Origin of the sequence: Nocardia sp. NBC_00508, from assembly GCF_036346875.1 — a bacterium.
Taxonomy (GTDB): Bacteria; Actinomycetota; Actinomycetes; order Mycobacteriales; family Mycobacteriaceae; genus Nocardia.
This window is the reverse complement of record NZ_CP107852.1, coordinates 2,135,995-2,156,694: the sequence shown is the minus strand read 5'-3', so window position 1 is coordinate 2,156,694 and position 20,700 is coordinate 2,135,995. Positions and strand designations below refer to the sequence as shown.

Below are 20,700 nucleotides of genomic sequence, written 5' to 3'. Positions count from 1 at the left end.
CAGCGAGGTGACGTCGTGAGTTTCACACCCGAACCCATCGCAGGCCCCGACGCGCCGCTGCGTGCCGCGCTGCGCTACGGCGTGATCGGCCTCGGCGTGCTGGTGGTCCTCGCGGTCGGGCTCGGCGCCGCGATCTCGGGAATGTCCGGCGTGTGGGGCGCGCTGCTCGGCGCCGCGATCGGCGGCGGCTTCATCCTCACCACCGCGGCTGTCGTGCTGTTCGGCGCGAAACTGCCGCCGACCACCGCCGGCCTGGTCATGCTGGTCAGCTGGGTGGGCAAGATGCTGGTGGCCTTGGTGGTCGTCGGGATCCTCAACCAGTTCGATTTCTACGATCGGGTGGTCCTGTTCCTCACCGTCGTCGGAGCCTTGGTCATCGTGCTCGGCGCGGAGACGTATGGCGTTCTCCGCCAGAAGGTTCCATACGTGACCACAACCGACACGGAAGCGTCTGATACCCGCGAGTAACAAAAAACGCACACCCCCTACGCGCTGTCGTAGATCACTTGGTAAAGTGTTGGTAAGCAAGCGACCAAGAGAGGGGTCAGCCACTGGATCCCCCGCGAGGCAGCTATGCTTACTGCCGTGCCGGGCTCCGAGGGGTGTTCCGGTTCTGCATGTCGACGATGTCGCCGACACACGTACAGACGCCGGGTGGAGTCCAAACCGCCGCACAGCTGCTGACGAACTTCGAGCCGACCTGAGTCGACCCAAATTGATCGTCAATGTCCGATCGAACCGCGGGAATGACCGTACCCGCGGCCCGAACACGGGAGAGAACGCTGAGCGTCACCACTCTGGCGGCCGAGTTCCATGCGCCGTCGCTTACCGACTTTTTCCCTCCAGCTGTGCTGTTCGAGGGAACACCGTTCGAACTCGATCGATTGATGCTGATCCGCATCCTGATGTCGGCCGTTCTGGTCGGTGTGATGCTGCTGGCGTTCCGTTCGCCGAAGATCATCCCGCGCGGTCTGCAGAATGTCGCCGAAATCGGCCTGGTCTTCGTCAAGGAGCAGATCTGCGAAGAGGTACTCGGCAAGGAATCGGGTCGCCGGTTCTTCCCGCTGATCGCGACGATCTTCTTCACGGTCCTCTTTCTGAACTTCTCCGGCATCATTCCGGGGTTGAACATCTCGTCGAATGCCCGAATCGGCATGCCGCTGGTGCTGGCCGTCATCGCGTACCTGGCGTTCAACTACGTCGGTATCAAGAAGTACGGATTCCTCACCTACATGCGCAGCAGCATCGTCGTTCCGAATGTTCCCCCCGCACTGCACGTGCTGTTGATTCCGATCGAGTTCGTCTCCACCTTCATCCTGCGTCCGTTCACGCTGACCGTCCGACTCATGGCCAACATGCTCGCCGGTCACATCATGTTGGTGCTGTTCTTCAGCGCGACCTGGTTCTTCCTGTTCGACGCCGCCGCATGGATGAAGGTGTTCTCGCCGTTCTCGCTGCTCGCGGGACTCGGATTCACGCTGTTCGAGATGTTGGTCATCTTCCTGCAGGCCTACGTGTTTGCGCTGCTGACCGCCGTCTACATCGGGCTCGCACAGCACGCGGCCGATCACTGACCTGACCGACAACTACCGGAAACCTGCTACACCACGCCGACCGGCGGGTGGGCAACAGAAAGGGAATGGAAGACTCATGAGCCTCGCTTACCTGGCCCAGGAAGCCGCGACCAACGAGAGCACCTTCAAGGGTCTCGGCGCTGTCGGCTACGGTCTCGCCGCGATCGGCCCCGGCATCGGCGTCGGCATCGTCGTCGGCAAGGCCATCGAGGGCATCGCGCGTCAGCCTGAGCTGCAGGGCACCATCCGCACCAACATGTTCCTCGGTATCGCGTTCACCGAGGCGCTCGCGCTCATCGGTCTCGTCGCCGGCTTCATTTTCTGATTCCGATGTACGAGTCAGTTTTGCTCGCGGCGGCGGAGGGAGAGGAAGTGAATCCTCTCGTCCCCGAAACGTACGACATCGTCTGGTCGATCGTCTGCGTCATCATCATTGCGGCCCTGTTCTACAAGTACGTGGTTCCGCGTCTGATGAAGACGCTCGACGAGCGCTCCGACAAGATCGAAGGCGGCATCGCTCGCGCGGAAGCCGCGCAGGAGGAAGCTCAGCTCACCCTGCAGCAGTACCAGCAGCAGCTGGCCGAGGCCCGGCTCGAGGCCGCTCGCATCCGGGAGGACGCGCGTACCCAGGGCCAGGAGATCCTCGCCCAGATGCGTGCCGAGGCTCAGGCCGAAAGCGACCGCATCGTCGCGGCAGGCCACACCCAGCTGGAAGCCCAGCGCCAGCAGATCCTGACCGAACTCCGCTCCGAAGTCGGCCGCACGGCCGTCGACCTGGCCGAGAAGATCATCGGACAGTCGGTGTCGGACGAGGCCAAGCAGGCGGCGTCGATCGAGCGGTTCCTCGACGAGCTCGACGAGTCGGATGCTGGCATCGGGGTCGGAAGGTAACGACGCGAAAGTGAGAAGCATGTACGCAGCGAGCCGCGAGGCAAGCGCCCGGTCCCGTGAGGCGCTTCGGGCCGCTCTGACCGGAAGCGATACGGCTGCGGCCACGACGGGCTCGGAACTGTTCGCCGTTGTCGCCGTGCTGGACGACCAGCGTTCGCTGCGTGTGGCGCTCGCGGACGTGTCGGTGCCGGGTTCCGCGCGCGCGGAACTCTGCGAGCGGGTCTTCGGCGGCAAGGTCAGCGCTGCCACGCTGGCGGTGCTGACCACCGCGGTGGCCCAGGACTGGTCGCGCACCGCGGACCTGGTCGACACTCTGGTGCTGCTCGGCCAGGAGGCGTTGCTGGAGTCGGCGGCGCAGCGCGGTCGACTCGACGCGGTCGAGGACGAGCTGTTCCGGCTCGGCCGGATCATCAGCGACAACCCCGAGCTGGAGCAGGCTCTGTCGGATCGGGCGAAGCCGGCTTCGGCCAAGCGCGAGCTGGTCACCCGCCTGCTCGCGGACAAGACGGAGCCGATCACCCTGACCCTGGCGGAGCAGGTGGTGACCAGGCAGCGCACGAGCATCGGCGCGGCTTTCGACGAGCTGTCCGACCTGGCAGCGGGTCGCCGCGATCAGATCGTGGCGCACGTGCACGCCGCGATCGCGCTCACCGAGCAGCAGCGCGAACGGCTGGCCGTCTCGCTGCGCCGAATCTACGGCAAGGCGATCACGGTGCACGTCGAGGTCGACCCGAGTTTGCTGAGCGGGCTCGTCGTGCGCATCGGTGACGACGTGATCGACGGCAGCGCCGTCGGCCGACTGGAAAAGCTGCGCCGGGCCCTGACCTAGCGCGCTCACCACCACCCCCCGACATTCCAGACCCAGACAGCGAGAGCAGGAAGAACATGGCGGAGCTGACGATCTCCTCCGACGAGATCCGTAGTGCGATCGAGAGCTACACCCAGAGCTACACCCCCGAGACCTCCATCGAAGAAGTCGGTGTGGTCACCGACGCCAGTGACGGCATCGCGCACGTCAGCGGCCTGCCTTCGGCGATGGCCAACGAGCTGCTCGAGTTCCCGGGCGGCGTGCTCGGCGTGGCGCTGAACCTCGAGGACCGTGAGATCGGTGCGGTCATCCTCGGCGAGTTCGCCAAGATCGAGGAAGGCCACGAGGTCCGCCGGACCGGTGACGTGCTCTCGGTTCCGGTCGGCGACAAGTTCCTCGGCCGTGTGGTGAACCCGCTCGGTCAGCCGATCGACGGTCTCGGCGAGATCGAGGCCGAGGAGCAGCGCGTGCTGGAGCTGCAGGCCGCGACCGTGCTGCAGCGCCAGCCGGTCGAGGAGCCGATGGCCACCGGCATCACCGCCATCGACGCGCTGACCGCGATCGGCCGTGGTCAGCGTCAGCTGATCATCGGCGACCGCAAGACCGGCAAGACCGCGGTCTGCATCGACGCGATCCTCGCGCAGAAGGCCAACTGGGAATCCGGCGACCCGAAGAAGCAGATGCGCTGCATCTACGTCGCCATCGGCCAGAAGGGTTCGACCATCGCGGGCGTCAAGACCGCGTTGGAGGCGCACGGCGCGATGGAGTACACCACCATCGTCGCGGCGCCCGCCTCGGACTCCGCCGGCTTCAAGTGGCTGGCGCCCTACACCGGTTCGGCCCTCGGCCAGCACTGGATGTACCAGGGCAAGCACGTGCTGATCGTGTTCGACGATCTGACCAAGCAGGCCGAGGCCTACCGCGCCATCTCGCTGCTGCTGCGTCGCCCGCCGGGCCGCGAGGCGTACCCGGGTGACGTCTTCTACCTGCACTCCCGTCTGCTGGAGCGTTGCGCGAAGCTGTCCGACGAGATGGGCGCCGGCTCGATGACGGGTCTGCCGATCATCGAGACCAAGGCCAACGACATCTCGGCGTTCATCCCGACCAACGTCATCTCCATCACCGACGGCCAGGTCTTCCTCGAGTCCGACCTGTTCAACAAGGGTGTCCGCCCGGCGATCAACGTCGGTACCTCGGTCTCCCGTGTCGGTGGCGCCGCCCAGACCAAGGGCATGAAGAAGGTCGCCGGTTCGCTGCGTCTGGAAATGGCGCAGTACCGCGAGCTGGAGGCGTTCTCCGCCTTCGCTTCCGACCTCGACGCCGCGTCGCTGGCGCAGCTCGAGCGCGGCGCCCGCTGGGTCGAGCTGCTCAAGCAGGACCAGTACTCGCCGGTGCCGGTCGAGGACCAGATCATCTCGATCTACCTGGTCGACGGCGGCTACTACGACTCGGTTCCGGTCGCCGACATCCGCCGCTTCAACACGGAACTGCTGGAGGACCTGCACCGCACCGCCGCGGACGCCTTCAAGTCCATCGCGGGCGGCAAGGTGCTCGACGGCGAGGCGGCCGAGGCGATCAAGTCGGCCACCGAGAAGTTCAAGCAGGGCTTCCTCGCCTCCGACGGCAGCCGTGTGGTGAACGAGGCCGACGCGGGCGAGCTCGACCACGAAGAGGTCGAGTCGCTGTCGGTGACGCGCAAGCACGTCGAGAAGTAACGCGGGTACGCAATGCGCTATTCGATTCTTGCGAATGAAGGGAGTGTGAACCGCTGATGGCAAGCTTGCGTGAATTGCGCTCCCGCATTCGTGGTGTGAATTCGATCAAGAAGATCACCAAGGCTCAAGAGCTGATCGCGACCTCGCGCATCTCCAAGGCCCAGGCCAGGGTCGCGGCGGCGAAGCCGTACGCGGAGGAGATCACCAAGGTCCTCAGTGAGCTGGCGAGCGCGTCGAAGAATCTGTCGCACCCGCTGCTGACCGAGCGCCCGAACCCGCGTCGGGCGGCGGTGCTGGTGATCACCAGTGACAGCGGTATGTGCGGTGGCTACAACTCGAACGTGCTCAAGCGCGCCGAAGAGCTGATGACCACGCTGCGCGACGAGGGCAAGGAGCCGGTGCTCTATGTCATGGGCAACAAGGGCCTGACGTACTACACCTTCCGCAACCGCCCGTTCGTCTCCGCCTGGACCGGGTTCTCGCAGCAGCCGAAGTACACCGATGCCTCGGCCGCCTGCCACCACTTGGTGGATGCGTTCATGGCCGGGTCAGACGGCGAGGTTCCCCACCCGCACGGGACGGGCGACATCGCCGGAGTGGATGAACTGCACATCGTCTACACCCGCTTCGTGTCGATGCTGACCCAGACACCGGAGGTGCGCCGGTTGGCGCCCATCCAGGTGAGCTTCGTCGACGAGAACTTCGACCTGGGCGAGGACATGGTGTCGGATTCGCCGACCGCGGAAGTCCACGCGCAGTACGAATTCGAGCCCGACGCCGATGTGCTGCTGGCGGCGCTGCTGCCGAAGTACATCAATACGCGTATCTACGCGTCGTTGCTCGAGGCAGCGGCATCCGAGTCCGCGGCTCGGCGCACCGCAATGAAGGCCGCCACCGACAACGCCAACGAACTGGCCAGTGTGCTACAGCGCGAGGCGAACTCGGTGCGTCAGGCCCAGATCACGCAGGAAATCAGCGAAATCGTCGGCGGCGTGAACGCGCTGGCGGCGAGCTCGGACCGCGACTAAGCGCCGCGGCCCGAGGGCCGCCCATCGACACGGAGAGAATCAACACCAATGACCGCAGCTGTCACTCAAGACAAGAGCCGGACCGGCGCCGCCACTGGCCGCGTCGCCCGGGTCATCGGCCCCGTCGTGGACGTCGAATTCCCGCGCGGAGCCATCCCCGAGCTGTTCAACGCCCTGCACGCCGAGATCGCGCTGACCTCGGTGGCCAAGACCCTGACCCTCGAGGTTGCCCAGCACCTCGGCGACAACATCGTGCGCACCATCTCGATGCAGCCGACCGACGGTCTGGTCCGTGGCGCCACCGTCACCAACACCGGCAAGCCGATCTCGGTGCCGGTCGGCGACGTGGTCAAGGGCCACGTCTTCAACGCGCTGGGCGACTGCCTGGACACCCCCGGCCTCGGCCGCGAAGGCGAGCAGTGGGGCATCCACCGCAAGCCGCCGTCATTCGACCAGCTCGAGGGCAAGACCGAGATCCTGGAGACGGGCATCAAGGTCATCGACCTGCTCACCCCGTACGTGAAGGGTGGCAAGATCGGTCTGTTCGGTGGCGCCGGTGTCGGCAAGACCGTTCTGATCCAGGAGATGATCACCCGTATCGCGCGGGAGTTCTCCGGTACCTCCGTGTTCGCCGGCGTCGGTGAGCGCACCCGTGAGGGCACCGACCTCCGCTTGGAGATGGAAGAGATGGGCGTCCTCCCGGACACCGCCCTCGTCTTCGGCCAGATGGACGAGCCGCCGGGCACCCGTATGCGCGTCGCCCTCTCGGCCCTGACCATGGCCGAATACTTCCGCGACGTGCAACACCAGGACGTGCTGCTGTTCATCGACAACATCTTCCGGTTCACCCAGGCCGGTTCCGAGGTGTCCACCCTGCTCGGCCGCATGCCCTCGGCCGTCGGTTACCAGCCGACGCTGGCCGACGAGATGGGTGAGCTGCAGGAGCGCATCACCTCGACCCGCGGTCGGTCCATCACCTCGCTGCAGGCCATCTACGTGCCCGCCGACGACTACACCGACCCGGCGCCCGCCACCACCTTCGCCCACTTGGACGCGACGACCGAGCTCTCCCGCCCGATCTCGCAGAAGGGCATCTACCCGGCTGTCGACCCGCTGACCTCGACCTCCCGCATCCTGGAGGCATCGATCGTCGGCGACCGGCACTTCGCGGTGGCCAACGAGGTGAAGCGGATCCTGCAGAAGTACAAGGAGCTGCAGGACATCATCGCCATTCTCGGTATGGACGAGCTCTCCGAAGAGGACAAGGTCCTCGTCGGTCGCGCCCGCCGTCTGGAGAAGTTCCTCGGCCAGAACTTCATCGTGGCCGAGAAGTTCACCGGCCAGGTCGGTTCGGTCGTGCCGCTGGAGCAGACCATCGACGACTTCGACCGGGTCTGCAAGGGCGAGTTCGACCACTTCCCGGAGCAGGCGTTCAACAGCTGCGGTGGTCTGGATGACGTCGAGGCTGCTGCCAAGAAGATCGCCGGAAAGTAGTCACCGATGGCGACTGAGTCCAGTAACAACATGTCGGTCGATCTCGTCGCGGTCGAACGACTGCTCTGGTCCGGCCAGGCATCGTTCGTCAGCGCGCAGACCACCGAGGGCCAGATCGGCATCATGCCGGGGCACGAGCCGCTGCTCGGCCAGCTGGTCGAAGGCGGCACCGTGAACATCGTGTCCAGCGAGGGCGAGCGGATCGTCGCGGCGGTGCACGGTGGTTTCTTCTCGGTGACCGCGAATTCGGTTCGGGTACTGGCCGAGTCGGCGGAGTTCGCCGACGAGGTCGATGTCGAGGCGGCCCGCCGGGTGCTGGCCGACGCGGAGGCCAGTGAAGAGCAGCAGAAGGCGGCTCAGGCCCGGGTGCGCGCGGTCGAGCAGACCTCGAACGCGTAAGCAACAACCTCTCATTGAGGCACGACGGCTGTCGGCGGTGAAGAGTCTCTTCACCGCCGACTGCGTCTTGTAGGCGAGTCGGACACGGCCGGGCCATTTGTAAACTCAGGGCCGTGGTTGAATGACCGCACGCGGTGTGAGCATCAGGCTCGGAGGCGGCAGCCTGCGCAACCACGAAGGGCTTGCGAACACCGTTAATCGAATTCCGTGTCGACAACACGGTGGCGGAGCGAAGGGACGAACGGCATTGCAAACCGGGATGGTTCTCCTGATCATTCTGGTGCTCGTGCTCGTGTTCCTCGCGCTGGCCTCGACCTATCGCCTGATCATGTTGCGCCGTGGCGGAACTGCCGCGATTCTGCGGGTCTTACCCGCCCGCGGTGGCCAGGGTTGGCGGCACGGGTTGATCCGCTACGACGAGGACCGGCTCGTCTTCTTCAAGCTCACCAGCCTCAAACTCGGTCCGGATTCCACAATTCAGCGTCAAGGCATCGAGATCGGTGATCGCCGCGGCCCGCGCGGTGACGAGTACGACATCATGACCGACGATATCGCTGTGATCGCGGTGTCGGACCGGACCGGCGGCTTCGAGTTGGCACTCGATCGCGACTCCCTGACCGCCTTTCTTTCCTGGGTGGAATCCCGCCCTTCCGACCGCACCCGGCGTATGCCGGGTTTGTAGAACAGAGCGGCAGCCGCGTCTTGTCTTTGCTCGGCCCTCTGCGGGCTGTGGACGGACCTTGTCCGGCTGCGCCCATTAGGGTTGTGCTGTGAGTGAGCGTCAGCGAGTGAACCGAGAACGCAGCGCGCCATGCGCATGGCGGCATCGAGCGGCAGCGAGGTGACGTCGTGAGCGTGCACTTGACGCGGATCTATACCCGGACCGGCGATGACGGGACCACGGGACTGAGCGACTTCTCCCGGGTCGCCAAGACCGACCCGCGCCTGGTCGCCTACGCCGACTGTGACGAGACGAACGCCGCCATCGGCGTGGCCATCGCGCTGGGACAGCCGGAGGAGACGATGCTGGCGGTACTGCGGCAGATCCAGAACGATCTGTTCGACGCGGGCGCCGACCTCTCCACACCCGTGGTCGCGGAGCCGAAATACCCGCCGTTGCGCGTGACCCAGCCCTACATCGACCGGCTCGAAGCATGGTGCGATGAGTTCAATGCCGAACTGCCCGCGCTGAACTCGTTCATCCTGCCCGGAGGTACGCCACTGGCGGCCCTGCTGCACACCGCTCGCACCGTTGCCCGCCGCGCGGAACGCTCCGCGTGGGCCGCGATCGAGGTGCACCCGGAGGAAACCGACGCCCTCCCCGCCAAGTACCTCAATCGGCTCTCGGACCTGCTGTTCATCCTGAGCCGGGTGGCCAATCCCGGCGGCGATATCCTGTGGAAGCCCGGTGGGGGCCGGCCGAGCGCCTGATCGCGTCGGCCAGAACATGCGAGTACGCGAGTAACCACCGGGTATGCCGGGAACACGACGCCGACCACGCCGTCGGCCGCGGAAGGACCTACTTCGCGGCACTCGCTCGAACGGCCAGAGAAGGCGAGAGGCGAGGGAGTCGCGGAGAGGCGGCACCATAGTGGGCCGCCGCAACTATCCTTGCACCAACAGTGCGCCGAATACGCGGAGAGGCGGCATGGAACGGTTTTTGGTTACCGGCGGGAATAGACTCGTCGGTGAGGTCACGGTGGGGGGCGCCAAGAACAGCGTCCTCAAGCTGATGGCCGCTGCGTTGCTGGCCGAGGGCACCACCACGATCACGAACTGCCCGGACATCCTCGACGTGCCGCTGATGGGCGATGTCCTGCGCGGCCTCGGCTGCGACGTGACCATCGACGGCGGGGTCGTCGCCATCACCACGCCCACCGAGCCGAAGTACCACGCGGACTTCCCGGCGGTCACCCAGTTCCGTGCGTCGGTGTGTGTGCTCGGTCCACTGATGGCTCGGTGCAAGCGCGCTGTCGTCGCGCTGCCCGGTGGTGACGCGATCGGTTCCCGTCCGCTGGATATGCATCAGGCCGGCCTGCGTCTGCTCGGCGCGACCAGCGAGATCGAGCACGGCTGCGTAGTGGCGAGGGCCGACGAGCTGCAAGGCGCTCGGATCCGGCTCGATTTCCCTTCCGTCGGCGCGACCGAGAACATCCTCATGGCGGCGGTGCTCGCCGAGGGGGAGACGGTGATCGACAACGCCGCGCGCGAGCCCGACATCGTCGACCTGTGCAACATGCTCGTCCGGATGGGGGCGCGGATCAGCGGGGCGGGCACCTCGGTGCTCACCATCCAGGGCGTCGAGCGGCTCTCGCCCACCACCCACCGCGTCATCGGCGACCGCATCGTGGCCGCGACCTGGGGCATCGCCGCGGCTATGACGCTGGGAGACATCCGCGTCACCGGAGTCAACCCCAAGCACCTGTCACTGGTGCTGGACAAGCTGCGTTCCGCGGGTGCCCGGATCTCGTTCGAACAGGAGGGCTTCCGCGTGGTCCAGGCCGAGCGCCCGCGCGCGGTGAACTTCTCGACCCTGCCGTTCCCCGGTTTTCCGACCGACCTGCAGCCGATGGCCATCGGGCTCGCGTCCATCGCCGACGGGACCTCGATGATCACCGAGAACATCTTCGAAGCGCGCTTCCGCTTCGTGGAGGAGATGATCCGGCTCGGCGCCGACGCGCGCACCGACGGGCACCACGCGGTGGTGCGCGGGATTCCTAGGCTGTCGAGCGCTCCGGTGTGGTCGTCCGATATTCGGGCGGGCGCCGGGTTGGTACTCGCCGGGTTGGTCGCCGACGGCACCACCGAAGTGCACGACGTCTTCCACATCGATCGCGGCTATCCGAATTTCGTTGAGCAGCTGCAAGCCCTGGGGGGCGATGTAGAGCGCGTCGGAGCCGCGGATTGATCGCCGATTCGATCCGGATTGTCCACGCCTTCCGAACATTTCCGTCAAAACGCTTCCTGACCAGGCGATTTGACATCGTGCACGCAGACACGTAACTTTGTCCAAGTCAGAGCGACACGGACACCGACCCGGAGCCGAGAAGCTGAGCGGAAACGCTGAGCGGGAGGCCAGGGAAACGAGGTAGGACGAGGAGCGCCTGACGCTCACACTAGCTCGAACGAGAACCTTGTTTGCAACTGGGTTCGAGACTGAGCTAAGCTGGAAAAGTTGCTTCACCGATCAATCGGCTCAAACCGGGCGATGGTGTGTGCGTGTGTTCTTTGAGAACTCAATAGTGTGTCGATGAATGTCAGTGCCAAATGTTTTTTGGTTCCGGCTCTTCTCCCCCCGTGTGGAGGGTCGGATATTTTTGTCAGCTATTTTTTGGTTGGCGATTGTTTTGCTGGGTTTTCGGACTCTGGTTCAGATACTTTTGATTGCACCTCTTTGTGGGGTGTGGTTGTGAGTCTTCAACGGAGAGTTTGATCCTGGCTCAGGACGAACGCTGGCGGCGTGCTTAACACATGCAAGTCGAGCGGTAAGGCCCTTCGGGGTACACGAGCGGCGAACGGGTGAGTAACACGTGGGTGATCTGCCTCGTACTTCGGGATAAGCCTGGGAAACTGGGTCTAATACCGGATATGACCTGCCGGTGCATGCTGGTGGGTGGAAAGATTTATCGGTGCGAGATGGGCCCGCGGCCTATCAGCTTGTTGGTGGGGTAATGGCCTACCAAGGCGACGACGGGTAGCCGGCCTGAGAGGGCGACCGGCCACACTGGGACTGAGACACGGCCCAGACTCCTACGGGAGGCAGCAGTGGGGAATATTGCACAATGGGCGAAAGCCTGATGCAGCGACGCCGCGTGAGGGATGACGGCCTTCGGGTTGTAAACCTCTTTCGACAGGGACGAAGCGTGAGTGACGGTACCTGTAGAAGAAGCACCGGCCAACTACGTGCCAGCAGCCGCGGTAATACGTAGGGTGCGAGCGTTGTCCGGAATTACTGGGCGTAAAGAGCTTGTAGGCGGTTTGTCGCGTCGTCTGTGAAAACTCACAGCTCAACTGTGAGCTTGCAGGCGATACGGGCAGACTTGAGTACTGCAGGGGAGACTGGAATTCCTGGTGTAGCGGTGAAATGCGCAGATATCAGGAGGAACACCGGTGGCGAAGGCGGGTCTCTGGGCAGTAACTGACGCTGAGAAGCGAAAGCGTGGGTAGCGAACAGGATTAGATACCCTGGTAGTCCACGCCGTAAACGGTGGGCGCTAGGTGTGGGTTTCCTTCCACGGGATCCGTGCCGTAGCTAACGCATTAAGCGCCCCGCCTGGGGAGTACGGCCGCAAGGCTAAAACTCAAAGGAATTGACGGGGGCCCGCACAAGCGGCGGAGCATGTGGATTAATTCGATGCAACGCGAAGAACCTTACCTGGGTTTGACATACACCAGACAGCCTCAGAGATGGGGTTTCCCTTGTGGTTGGTGTACAGGTGGTGCATGGCTGTCGTCAGCTCGTGTCGTGAGATGTTGGGTTAAGTCCCGCAACGAGCGCAACCCTTGTCCTGTGTTGCCAGCGCGTAATGGCGGGGACTCGCAGGAGACTGCCGGGGTCAACTCGGAGGAAGGTGGGGACGACGTCAAGTCATCATGCCCCTTATGTCCAGGGCTTCACACATGCTACAATGGCCGGTACAGAGGGCTGCGATACCGTGAGGTGGAGCGAATCCCTTAAAGCCGGTCTCAGTTCGGATCGGGGTCTGCAACTCGACCCCGTGAAGTTGGAGTCGCTAGTAATCGCAGATCAGCAACGCTGCGGTGAATACGTTCCCGGGCCTTGTACACACCGCCCGTCACGTCATGAAAGTCGGTAACACCCGAAGCCGGTGGCCTAACCCCTTGCGGGAGGGAGCCGTCGAAGGTGGGATCGGCGATTGGGACGAAGTCGTAACAAGGTAGCCGTACCGGAAGGTGCGGCTGGATCACCTCCTTTCTAAGGAGCACTTCTACACGATGCCTCGAACAGTCGAGTGTTGTTCGTGTCAGAGACCGTTGAGTCCTCGTCTGTGGGACTGCGGACGCTCATGGGTGGAACGCTGACAGTTTCTCTTGTGGATGGTCGGAGCTGTGTCTTCGGTCGCGGGTGATATATCGACACACTGTTGGGTCCTGAGAGAACACGCGAGTGTTTCTTTCTAGGCAATATGACGATCCGGGAGTTTCTCCGGTCATACCGGTCTCGGCCTCTTGTGGGGTTGGGGTGCTGGTGTCGGGACAGGTTTCTTTCGGGTGTGTTGTTTGAGAACTGCACAGTGGACGCGAGCATCTTTGTTAGTAAGTGTTTAAGAGCGTACGGTGGATGCCTTGGCACCAGGAGCCGATGAAGGACGTAGGAGGCTGCGATAAGCCTCGGGGAGCTGTCAACCGAGCTGAGATCCGAGGATGTCCGAATGGGGAAACCCAGCACGAGTGATGTCGTGTTACCCGCATCTGAATATATAGGGTGTGTGGAGGGAACGTGGGGAAGTGAAACATCTCAGTACCCACAGGAAGAGAAAACAATTGTGATTCCGTGAGTAGTGGCGAGCGAAAGCGGATGAGGCTAAACCAGGTAGATGTGATAGACGGCAGTCGTTGTCTGTCTGGGGTAGTGGGGCTCACTTTCCTATCACTGCCGTGGTGGGCAACAGTCAGAAAAGTGCGTGTTAGTTGAAGTGGTCTGGAACGGCCTGTCGTAGAGGGTGAGAATCCCGTAGACGAAAATGCGTGCTCTGTTGTAGTGGGTTCCCGAGTAGCAGCGGGCCCGTGAAATCTGCTGTGAATCTGCCGGGACCACCCGGTAAGCCTGAATACTCCCTGGTGACCGATAGCGGACTAGTACCGTGAGGGAAAGGTGAAAAGTACCCCGGGAGGGGAGTGAAATAGTACCTGAAACCGTGCGCTTACAATCCGTCAGAGCCTTCCCTTCGGGGTGGGGTGATGGCGTGCCTTTTGAAGAATGAGCCTGCGAGTCATCGGTGTGTGGCGAGGTTAACCCGTGTGGGGTAGCCGTAGCGAAAGCGAGTCCGAATAGGGCGTTTTGAGTCGCACATCATGGACCCGAAGCGGAGTGATCTACCCATGGCCAGGGTGAAGCAGCAGTAAGATGTTGTGGAGGCCCGAACCCACTTAGGTTGAAAACTGAGGGGATGAGCTGTGGGTAGGGGTGAAAGGCCAATCAAACTCCGTGATAGCTGGTTCTCCCCGAAATGCATTTAGGTGCAGCGTCACGTGTTTCACGCCGGAGGTAGAGCTACTGGATGGCCTAGGGGGCCTACAAGCTTACCGAAGTCAGCCAAACTCCGAATGCCGGTGTGTGAGAGCGTGGCAGTGAGACTGCGGGGGATAAGCTTCGTAGTCGAGAGGGAAACAGCCCAGATCGCCGGCTAAGGCCCCTAAGCGTGTACTAAGTGGAAAAGGATGTGGGGTCGCTGAGACAACCAGGAGGTTGGCTTAGAAGCAGCCACCCTTGAAAGAGTGCGTAATAGCTCACTGGTCAAGTGATCCTGCGCCGACAATGTAGCGGGGCTCAAGTACACCGCCGAAGCCGCGGCACTCCAACGTTCGGTTCCCTTCGGGGCAGCTGTTGGGGTGGGTAGGGGAGCGTCGTGCAGCCAGGGAAGTCACAGGGTGACCTAGTGGTGGAGGCTGTGCGAGTGAGAATGCAGGCATGAGTAGCGAAAGACGAGTGAGAAACTCGTCCGCCGAATGACCAAGGGTTCCTGGGCCAGGTTAATCCGCCCAGGGTGAGTCGGGACCTAAGGCGAGGCCGACAGGCGTAGTCGATGGACAACGGGTTGATATTCCCGTACCCGTGTATCCGCGCCCAATGGCGAATCATCTGTGCTAACCATCCAAAACCGGACGGATCTCCTTCGGGAGACCTGAGGGGGCTGCATGGGATCCTGGGTGTAGTAGTCAAGCGATGGGGTGACGCAGGAAGGTAGCTGGGCCAGGTGATGGAATACCTGGTGTAAGCCGGTAGGGCGTTGTGTAGGTAAATCCGCACAGCATGTGCCTGAGAGGTGATGCGTAGCCGATTGAGGCGAATTCAGTGATCCTATGCTGCCGAGAAAAGCCTCTAGTGAGTTGGTACACGGCCCGTACCCCAAACCGACACAGGTGGTCAGGTAGAGAATACCGAGGCGATCGAGAGAACTGTGGTTAAGGAACTCGGCAAAATGCCCCCGTAACTTCGGGAGAAGGGGGACCAGGCCTGGTGATGAGACTTGCTCTCGGAGCTGGGTGTGGTCGCAGAGACCAGAGAGAAGCGACTGTTTACTAAAAACACAGGTCCGTGCGAAGTCGTAAGACGATGTATACGGACTGACGCCTGCCCGGTGCCGGAAGGTTAAGAGGACCGGTTAGCGCCCTTCGGGGTGCGAAGCTGAGAATTTAAGCCCCGGTAAACGGCGGTGGTAACTATAACCATCCTAAGGTAGCGAAATTCCTTGTCGGGTAAGTTCCGACCTGCACGAATGGCGTAACGACTTCTCTGCTGTCTCAACCACAGACTCGGCGAAATTGCATTACGAGTAAAGATGCTCGTTACGCGCGGCAGGACGAAAAGACCCCGGGACCTTCACTATAGCTTGGTATTGGTGTTCGGTACGGTTTGTGTAGGATAGGTGGGAGACTGTGAAGCGGGCACGCCAGTGTTCGTGGAGTCGTCGTTGAAATACCACTCTGGTCGTATTGGACTTCTAACCTCGGGCCATGATCTGGTTCAGGGACAGTGCCTGGTGGGTAGTTTAACTGGGGCGGTTGCCTCCTAAAATGTAACGGAGGCGCCCAAAGGTTCCCTCAGCCTGGTTGGCAATCAGGTGTCGAGTGCAAGTGCACAAGGGAGCTTGACTGTGAGACTGACAGGTCGAGCAGGGACGAAAGTCGGGACTAGTGATCCGGCACCGGCATGTGGAAGCGGTGTCGCTCAACGGATAAAAGGTACCCCGGGGATAACAGGCTGATCTTCCCCAAGAGTCCATATCGACGGGATGGTTTGGCACCTCGATGTCGGCTCGTCGCATCCTGGGGCTGGAGTAGGTCCCAAGGGTTGGGCTGTTCGCCCATTAAAGCGGCACGCGAGCTGGGTTTAGAACGTCGTGAGACAGTTCGGTCTCTATCCGCCGCGCGCGTCAGAAACTTGAGGAAGGCTGTCCCTAGTACGAGAGGACCGGGACGGACGAACCTCTGGTGTGCCAGTTGTCCCGCCAGGGGCATGGCTGGTTGGCTACGTTCGGAAGGGATAACCGCTGAAAGCATCTAAGCGGGAAGCCTGTTCCAAGATGAGGTTTCTCACCACCTTCGAGTGGTTAAGGCCCCCTACAGACCATGGGGTTGATAGGCCGGAACTGGAAGCACGGTAACGTGTGGAGGTGACCGGTACTAATAGGCCGAGGACTTACCAACAAAGATTTTGCTACGCGTCCACTGTGCGGTATCTGAAACAACACACAGACACCGCTGCCGGACCCCACCCGGGTCGACCCCCACACATTGGGGGAGGATATTTCCGGGTGTGTGGTCGGGGTTGTGTGGTGTGGATAGTTTCATAGAGTTACGGCGGCCATAGCGGCAGGGAAACGCCCGGTCCCATTCCGAACCCGGAAGCTAAGCCTGCCAGCGCCGATGGTACTGCACTCGACAGGGTGTGGGAGAGTAGGACACCGCCGGAACATCCTTCACGAAAGGCCCTCGGACCACCGAGGGCCTTTCGTCGTATACGGGCGAAGAATGTGCTTCGCGGCAATTTCGCAGGGATAGGCAAGAGCACGCCAGGCACGGAAGCCACCGATCAGAACCACAGATCGACAGGCGTTTTCGCGGGCCGGAAGGCTGAGCCCGCCCGCGTTCTACCGGGCGCCGAACTACCTTGGCGCGGCCGAACGCTGGCTCGGGCGATGGCAGCAGAGCACTGTCGCCGTGCGAACAACGCAGGTAGAAATGGTTGTCGTGACGACGACCGTCTCGGCGTCGCCCGATCCCGGTAAACCGGCGCAATCCCGTTGGTGGCGGCCGAGATTGCCCGCGACGGCTGGCTATCTGGCGGTCGGGGCGCTACTGTCGAGCGCGTTCGTGATCGGCGACGTCGTGGGGCCTGAATCATCCCGTTGCTCGCTCCTCCAGCCGAACTGCGTTTCGGTGCAGTGCGTTCGGCCCAGGTCTTCCTGCTCGGTCATATCGGCGCCACGCTGCTTGTCGTGGCGGGTTTGTGGATGGGCGTGGAAGCCGGGTGGGTGCTCGCGAGCGTCCGGTGGGCGGGACGTCGGCGTCAGCCTACGGGGCTGTCGCGCTGGTCGGCGCGGTGATCGCGGCCATGCCGCAACGGTGGCGGATCACTTGGGCCACAGCGTGGTTCGGCGTCGCAGTCGGTGGCGCACTGATCGGGCAGACTTTCACTCATCGGTCACCTGGTGGCATTCCCCACCGGCGCCGCCGCGGGGTTTTTCTGATTCACGCCAGGACCACCAGTCGGCACAGGCTCACCCGGGTCGAAACAGCGCTACTCGCCGCGAGCGCGCTACTCGCGGCGATGCTGCTCATGGGCTGAACGCGAACGCGATTGGGCGCTCACCTACAGTGCTTGGGTGCGCCTAGTGATTGCTCGCTGCCAGGTCGACTACGTAGGGCGACTCACCGCCCATCTTCCGATGGCCCGCAGGCTGCTGCTGATGAAAGCGGACGGCTCGGTGCTCGTGCACTCCGATGGCGGCTCCTACAAGCCGCTGAACTGGATGAGCCCCCCGTGCTGGCTGGACGAACGCAACGGCGACACGCCGCTCCCAGAGGGAGCGAAGGCGCTGTGGGTCGTCTCCAACAAGGCCGGGGAAGAACTCCGCATCACCGTCGAGGACATCGAGCACGACTCCTCGCACGAGCTGGGCGTCGATCCCGGCCTGGTGAAGGACGGGGTGGAGGCACACCTCCAGGAGTTGCTCGCCGAGCATGTACAGACGCTGGGCGCGGGCTACACGCTCGTCCGCCGCGAATACATGACCGCGATCGGGCCGGTGGACCTGCTGTGCCGGGACGCGGACGGCGGCACGGTCGCGGTCGAGATCAAGCGACGCGGCGAGATCGACGGCGTCGAACAGCTCACCCGTTACCTGGAGCTGCTCAACCGCGACCCCTTGCTCGCTCCGGTCACTGGCGTCTTCGCGGCCCAGCAGATCAAACCGCAGGCCCGCACGCTTGCCGAGGATCGCGGCATCCGCTGCCTCACACTCGATTACGACGCCCTGCGCGGCACGGAGAGCAATGAGTTCCGTCTGTTCTGAAGCGGGCCCGTACGGGCTGTCTGCGGTCGGGTAATAGGCTTGTCGCATGCCCCGCCGGAGACCGCGTTCGGATCGCCACGCTGATCGCTGGCGGTCAGGTTCGCCGCTCGGGGACGTGTTCGGTCGCACGGAGGCGGGGCCGGACGGTGACGAGACGTACGTCGTCCGCACGATCCCGGGCAGTCGTGCGAGCAAGACCTACCGCTGCCCCGGCTGCGACCACGAGATCGCGCCCGGGGTCGCCCATATTGTCGCCTGGCCCGCCGACGGCGGTGAGGACGACCGAAGGCACTGGCATCGCGGGTGCTGGAACGCTCGGCGAACACGCAGAATCACCCGGCGCTGGTCCTGACCCGCGAATCGGCTGGACGAAGGCGCTACGCCAGGTCGATGCGGTCGCCGCGCGGCTGATCGGCGGTGACACCGGTGCCGTCACCACGGCAGACAGCCCCACTTCGACTGCTGGCCCGGCGGCGGCGTCGGTACTCTGAAGCCGGGGCCTACCGGGCGAGGGTCGCGGGTGGTCCCGGGATCGGTACGCAGACACGCACAATGGGGTGTGCTGCTGCACGCTGCCGTGAAGTTCGGGCTCGTCGGTGATCGGCCGATCACCGAGGAAACCGAAAGACGTCGCAGTACAACGACTGTTCCGAAGGAATTCCTGAACCGAGAGAAGGGGCACGACATGTCGGCACGGGGTGTGCTCTATCGCCTTCCGCTGGCGGTGCTTTCGGCGATCGCTTCCCTCGCCACGGCCGCCGTGTTCGCGACGCCGGCGGTCGCGGACGACGGCAGCCTCGGCCAGCTCGTACCGGTCGATGCGGCCGAATACCTGTCGTCGGACCCGCACTACCGGGGCACGGTCTTCTTCCAGGCGCCCGATGGCCGCGATTGCGCGATCTACTTCAACGACGGCGGCGCCGGCTGCGACGCCGTGCCCGCCGACGCTCCGCAGGGAACGAACCAGGTGCGCACTTCCGGCTACGAGATAGCCCGGTACACGGTCTCGGCGACACCCACCTACACCTACCCGGCTGGGGCGAAGGTGCTGCCCGAGGGCCACAAGATCACCTGGTCGAACGCCACCTGCGGAGTGGGACTGCAGGGCACGATCACCTGCGATGTCGGCGACCACGGCTTCACTATCGCCGCAACCTACGGCGTCCTGTACTGACCCTATCCCAGCCTCGGCCGATCCGCGCGCCCGGGTCCGATGACCACCGTGTTCGGTCCCGGATGTGGTCGATCGTTCGCGTAACGTCGAATCGAATTGTCAGAGCGAGGATTCGGAATCAGAGCCGAGACTCGCCCCAATGACGAGCCCCCGCCGAACTGGTACCCCTCGACCACGTGCACTACCGAGCGACCGTCGGCTGAACAGTGCCGACTGCACTTGCCCGGCACGACCACATCGAGCAACTGTCGCTAGCTACGGGCCGCAGCGTACGGAATTAGGGAAGGCCGCCCTTGTGGGGGCGGCCTTCGGTGAATTCGGTTGGGGTACTGCTTCAGTCGCCGTGGGCCCGACGTCAGTTGCTGATGTCGGCGTTCTCGCGATCGTCCGAGTCGATTTCGTCGTCCTCAGTGGCGACCTCGGGGATCGCCCTCTGGCGCGAGCCGGTGACCGACTTGGTGCTGCCGCCGATCGACTTGCGCTGATCCGGAACGCCGTCCAGCAGTTCGCTTTCCCGGTTGACCGCGGCGAGCATCGCGGGCACCGAGTCGAGCTGACCGCGGATACCGAGCAGCTGGGCGAGCACGCGACCGCGCAGCACGCGCATCTCTTCGGCCAGTTCCTTCGCATGCGCGATCTTGCGCTCGGAGGTCTGGGTGGCGGAGGTGATGAGGCGGTTGGCCTCGTCGGTGGCGTCCTTGATCCGCTGGGCGGCCTCGGCGCGGCTGGTGGCCTCCAGCTCTTCCATCGCGCGGGTGAGCTTGGTGCGACGCTCGGCCATGGTGGCCTCGAAGTCCTGCTGAGTGGCCTTGCGCTTCGCGTCGGCTTCCTTCGCGATGCGGTCGGCCTCCGCCTGGGCGGCCTCGATGATCTTGGCGGACTCGGTGCGTGCGTTCGCGAGGGTCTGCTCGAATTCGATTTCGAGCGCCTCGCGCTTCTCCTTGGTCTCCCCGAGCAGCGACTCGTACTTGCCACGCATCTCGGTGGCCTGCTGCTCGGCGATCGACACCATTTCCGCTGCCTCGGCCTGCGCCAGGGCACGGACCTCGGACGCCTCGTCGGAGGCCAGGCGCAGCATGCGGGAAATGCGGTCGGACATGCCTTCCGCGGTGGTCGGCGGCACCGAGAGTCGGTCGACCTCCTTGCGGAGTTCGTCGATCTCGTCGCGCGCGTCTTCCAGCTGGCTTGCGAGGTTACGTGCTTGTGCCGCAGCGGCATCGCGGTCGGTGGCGGTGACTCTCAGTTCCGCGTCGAAGCGGTCGAAGTAATTACGCACCTCGTCTTGCGCATAACCCTTGCGCACAACGGTGAAGGGCAGTGCAACGAAGCGATTGCGATCGGACTCGGGTGACGACATG

17 protein-coding genes and 3 rRNA genes are annotated in these 20,700 nt (G+C 63.6%); 19 read left to right on the top strand and 1 reads right to left on the bottom strand.

Features of this window, described 5'->3' with window-relative positions:
• Positions 1-15 precede the first annotated feature (15 nt).
• The 19 genes from OHA40_RS09735 to OHA40_RS09645 all read left to right on the top strand — a co-directional run bounded on the left by OHA40_RS09735 (position 16) and on the right by OHA40_RS09645 (position 19,342).
• On the top strand, positions 16-468 hold the full coding sequence (locus OHA40_RS09735; protein ID WP_330232730.1) for a hypothetical protein: 453 nt from the start codon (positions 16-18) through the stop codon (positions 466-468).
• A 257-nt stretch (positions 469-725) separates the two neighbouring features.
• A complete protein-coding gene (gene atpB / locus OHA40_RS09730; RefSeq protein WP_330232729.1) occupies positions 726-1,574 on the top strand; it encodes a F0F1 ATP synthase subunit A in 849 nt (282 codons plus the stop codon).
• Between the two features lie 76 nt (positions 1,575-1,650).
• The gene (locus tag OHA40_RS09725; protein WP_039796339.1) at positions 1,651-1,899 is read left to right on the top strand and encodes an ATP synthase F0 subunit C; all 249 of its coding nucleotides are present in this window, start codon (positions 1,651-1,653) and stop codon (positions 1,897-1,899) included.
• A gap of 5 nt (positions 1,900-1,904) precedes the next feature.
• On the top strand, positions 1,905-2,465 hold the full coding sequence (locus OHA40_RS09720) for a F0F1 ATP synthase subunit B (RefSeq protein WP_330232728.1): 561 nt from the start codon (positions 1,905-1,907) through the stop codon (positions 2,463-2,465).
• 19 nt (positions 2,466-2,484) lie between these two features.
• Positions 2,485-3,294, top strand: a complete 810-nt coding sequence (locus OHA40_RS09715; RefSeq protein WP_330232727.1) for a F0F1 ATP synthase subunit delta — start codon at positions 2,485-2,487, stop codon at positions 3,292-3,294.
• Positions 3,295-3,350: 56 nt separating this feature from the next.
• Positions 3,351-4,988, top strand: a complete 1,638-nt coding sequence (atpA, locus tag OHA40_RS09710; RefSeq protein WP_330232726.1) for a F0F1 ATP synthase subunit alpha — start codon at positions 3,351-3,353, stop codon at positions 4,986-4,988.
• Between the two features lie 56 nt (positions 4,989-5,044).
• A complete protein-coding gene (locus tag OHA40_RS09705) occupies positions 5,045-6,016 on the top strand; it encodes a F0F1 ATP synthase subunit gamma (RefSeq protein WP_330232725.1) in 972 nt (323 codons plus the stop codon).
• A gap of 48 nt (positions 6,017-6,064) precedes the next feature.
• Positions 6,065-7,510 carry a F0F1 ATP synthase subunit beta gene (atpD, locus tag OHA40_RS09700; RefSeq protein ID WP_330232724.1) on the top strand — a complete coding sequence of 482 codons (1,446 nt, stop codon included), beginning with the start codon at positions 6,065-6,067 and terminating at the stop codon, positions 7,508-7,510.
• A gap of 30 nt (positions 7,511-7,540) precedes the next feature.
• Positions 7,541-7,909 carry a F0F1 ATP synthase subunit epsilon gene (locus OHA40_RS09695; RefSeq protein WP_330234111.1) on the top strand — a complete coding sequence of 123 codons (369 nt, stop codon included), beginning with the start codon at positions 7,541-7,543 and terminating at the stop codon, positions 7,907-7,909.
• A 259-nt stretch (positions 7,910-8,168) separates the two neighbouring features.
• On the top strand, positions 8,169-8,591 hold the full coding sequence (locus tag OHA40_RS09690) for a DUF2550 domain-containing protein (protein ID WP_330232723.1): 423 nt from the start codon (positions 8,169-8,171) through the stop codon (positions 8,589-8,591).
• Between the two features lie 167 nt (positions 8,592-8,758).
• Positions 8,759-9,340, top strand: coding sequence for a cob(I)yrinic acid a,c-diamide adenosyltransferase (locus OHA40_RS09685; RefSeq protein WP_330232722.1), 582 nt, complete (start codon positions 8,759-8,761; stop codon positions 9,338-9,340).
• 217 nt (positions 9,341-9,557) lie between these two features.
• Entirely contained in the window at positions 9,558-10,817 is a 1,260-nt protein-coding gene (gene murA / locus OHA40_RS09680) for a UDP-N-acetylglucosamine 1-carboxyvinyltransferase (RefSeq protein ID WP_330232721.1), read from the top strand.
• 509 nt (positions 10,818-11,326) lie between these two features.
• Positions 11,327-12,845, top strand: a 16S ribosomal RNA gene (locus OHA40_RS09675).
• Positions 12,846-13,184: 339 nt separating this feature from the next.
• A 23S ribosomal RNA gene (locus tag OHA40_RS09670) occupies positions 13,185-16,300 on the top strand.
• A gap of 149 nt (positions 16,301-16,449) precedes the next feature.
• Positions 16,450-16,566, top strand: a 5S ribosomal RNA gene (gene rrf, locus OHA40_RS09665).
• Together the 16S, 23S and 5S rRNA genes form the textbook arrangement of a ribosomal RNA operon.
• A gap of 435 nt (positions 16,567-17,001) precedes the next feature.
• A complete protein-coding gene (locus tag OHA40_RS09660) occupies positions 17,002-17,199 on the top strand; it encodes a hypothetical protein (protein WP_330232720.1) in 198 nt (65 codons plus the stop codon).
• A gap of 279 nt (positions 17,200-17,478) precedes the next feature.
• Entirely contained in the window at positions 17,479-18,168 is a 690-nt protein-coding gene (nucS, locus tag OHA40_RS09655; RefSeq protein ID WP_330232719.1) for an endonuclease NucS, read from the top strand.
• 46 nt (positions 18,169-18,214) lie between these two features.
• A complete protein-coding gene (locus OHA40_RS09650) occupies positions 18,215-18,520 on the top strand; it encodes an ATP/GTP-binding protein (protein ID WP_330232718.1) in 306 nt (101 codons plus the stop codon).
• A 333-nt stretch (positions 18,521-18,853) separates the two neighbouring features.
• Positions 18,854-19,342: a hypothetical protein gene (locus tag OHA40_RS09645; RefSeq protein ID WP_330232717.1), complete on the top strand. Its 489-nt coding sequence runs from the start codon at positions 18,854-18,856 to the stop codon at positions 19,340-19,342.
• Positions 19,343-19,697: 355 nt separating this feature from the next.
• On the opposite strand, the gene OHA40_RS09640 is transcribed toward OHA40_RS09645, so the two are convergent.
• Entirely contained in the window at positions 19,698-20,699 is a 1,002-nt protein-coding gene (locus OHA40_RS09640; RefSeq protein ID WP_330232716.1) for a hypothetical protein, read from the bottom strand.
• Between the last annotated feature and the right edge of the window lies 1 nt (position 20,700).